Raw genomic sequence first — 2,106 nt, forward strand, 5'->3', positions numbered from 1 at the left:
CCCCGGGGGTTCGGTCGTTCAGGTCGTTCGGTCCGTCCGGTCGTTCAGGAGCCGTACGGCCCCCGCACGGCGGTCCCGCCGCTCAGGCCACCCGCTCCAGCGTCCCGGTGTGCAGCTGGCCGACCCGGCCGCCCTCGCCCTCGAAGGTCCAGAAGGCCCGCACGGTCAGCCTGCCGAGGTCCATCACGTGGCTGACGGTGATCCCGCTCTGCTCGGTCCAGCTGACGAAGTAGATCTCCGGCGCGACCTCGGCGACGTGCAGTCGCACGTCCTCCCACTGGCCCGCCGACTCGCCGAGGCCCTCCCAGCGCAGCCGTGTGCCGTCGGCCGAGTAGGTGTTGCGGAAGGCCGCGCCGTTGTCGACCCGGAAGAGGTAGGTGCGGCCGGCGAAGGCGGGCAGGGGCGCGGTCATGGTGGGGCGGGTCCTCGTCTCGGTCAGGTCGTGGCGAGCACCCGGTCGGGCTCGCCGCTCTTGTGCACGGCGGATGACGTCAGGCTTCCAATTTATCCGACCGGGCGCACTCGGTCAGGCAAAGGCCACGGTACGGTCCGCCACCACGCGGTGGCCCGGGTGTGCGACCGGCACATGGGCAGGGCCGCGCGCCGGCCCTAGCGTCCGGCCATGAGACGTACCCCCACACGCCCCGGCCCCGCGAGACGCGTCCCCACCGCCCTCGCCGCCGCGCTCCTGACCCTGGCCGCCGTCCTGCTCGGCACCCCCACCGCCGCGCAGGCGGGTACGGCCCGGGCCGCGGCCGCCGCCCCCCTCACCCTGGAAGCGACCTTCCCCGCCCCCGGCAACGGCTGGGCCAAGGTCGAGCGCTACCTCGACACCACCCCCGGCTTCGGCGCCGAGCAGTTCCCCGCCGACGGGCGCGGCGACCAGGACGGCGCCCGCCGGACGTACTTCGGCACCGGCCGGCCCTCCTCCGCCCGGTTCCTGCTCTACTCCGCCGCCGGCTGGGACACCGGCGGCCAGGCCACCCCCGTCCTGCTGGTCCACGGCGCGAACGACAACGCCGACCGGGCCTGGGCGAACCCGGGGGAGAGCGGCGCCTGCGGTGCCGCGAACTGCCCGTCCACCGGGCTCGCCCAGTACCTGGCCGGCACCGGCCACCGGGTCTTCGCGATCGGCTTCGCCCACAAGCACGGCGACAACCTGCTCCAGGCGCAGGCGGTCGGCGACGCGGTCTCGCTGATCCGGGCCCGGCTCGGGGTCCCCCAGGTCGACGTGGTGGCCTGGAGCAAGGGCGAGGTCGCCGCCCGGGCGTACGTGTCCTCGGTGAAGCCCTCCTGGGGGAGGGCGTACGCGGGCGACGTGCGCCGGCTGGTCACGCTGGGCGGACCGCACGGCGGCCTCGACTACGTGTACGCGCACGGCTGGAACTTCGACCTGGTGACCTGGCCGGCCTGCGGCGGCACCGCCAACGCGCCGTCCCCGCACCTCTACATGACCTGCTACGGCACGTACACCGCCCAGCCCTGCCTCGGGGTGCTGCCGAGCGGCGGCCACGACTGCTACCCGGGCCAGCGCCAGCTGCTCGCCCGTTGGGACGGCACCTACGGGGTGGACAGCACCGCGCAGGACTGGTGGACCACCTACTACGGCGGCCAGGGCTTCTACACCTCCGGCCAGGGCATCCAGGCGGCGATCGACGCGGGCTCGCTGATCGCCCCGCTCCGGCAGGCCGGCATCCCGGCTCCGGTGCGCACCTACCTGCTGGCGGGCGGGTCCGCCGACATCCCGGGCGTGCTCAACGAGGGCCGCGGGCCGAGCGACGGCCTGGTCTTCACCGCGAGCGCGCTGGACACCACCGGCATCGCGACGGTCGGCGGCACCCGGCTGCTCGGCGGCCTGAACCACCTGGAGCTCGCCTGGGCGCCGGACGCGGCGAGCCAGGTCAACGCCTGGCTGAGCTGAGCTGAGCTGAGCCGAGCCGAGCCGAGCCGAGCCGAGCCGAGCCGGGGGTCGATCAACTCGGCTGCCGCGCCGCGTCGTTGACCGACGCCACGGTGAGCTGCGGGGCAATCCGCCCGTCGGCGGGTGACCGGGCACCACGGCGGACGGGGCGCACCGTCCGACACCTGGACGGTCGTCACCGGCAG

2 protein-coding genes are annotated in these 2,106 nt (G+C 75.0%); one reads left to right on the forward strand and one right to left on the reverse strand.

The features are described 5' to 3' along the window. Positions 1 to 82 precede the first annotated feature (82 nt). The gene (locus tag ACFU6K_RS37625; protein WP_380670944.1) at positions 83 to 412 is read right to left on the reverse strand and encodes a MoaF N-terminal domain-containing protein; all 330 of its coding nucleotides are present in this window, start codon (positions 410 to 412) and stop codon (positions 83 to 85) included. A gap of 210 nt (positions 413 to 622) precedes the next feature. Here ACFU6K_RS37625 and ACFU6K_RS37630 point away from each other — a divergent pair, with 210 nt between their 5' ends. After that, on the forward strand, positions 623 to 1,921 hold the full coding sequence (locus ACFU6K_RS37630) for an esterase/lipase family protein (RefSeq protein WP_380670946.1): 1,299 nt from the start codon (positions 623 to 625) through the stop codon (positions 1,919 to 1,921). The last annotated feature ends 185 nt before the right edge of the window (positions 1,922 to 2,106 follow it).

This window comes from Kitasatospora sp. NPDC057512 (genome assembly GCF_042802135.1).
Lineage (GTDB): Bacteria > Actinomycetota > Actinomycetes > Streptomycetales > Streptomycetaceae > Kitasatospora.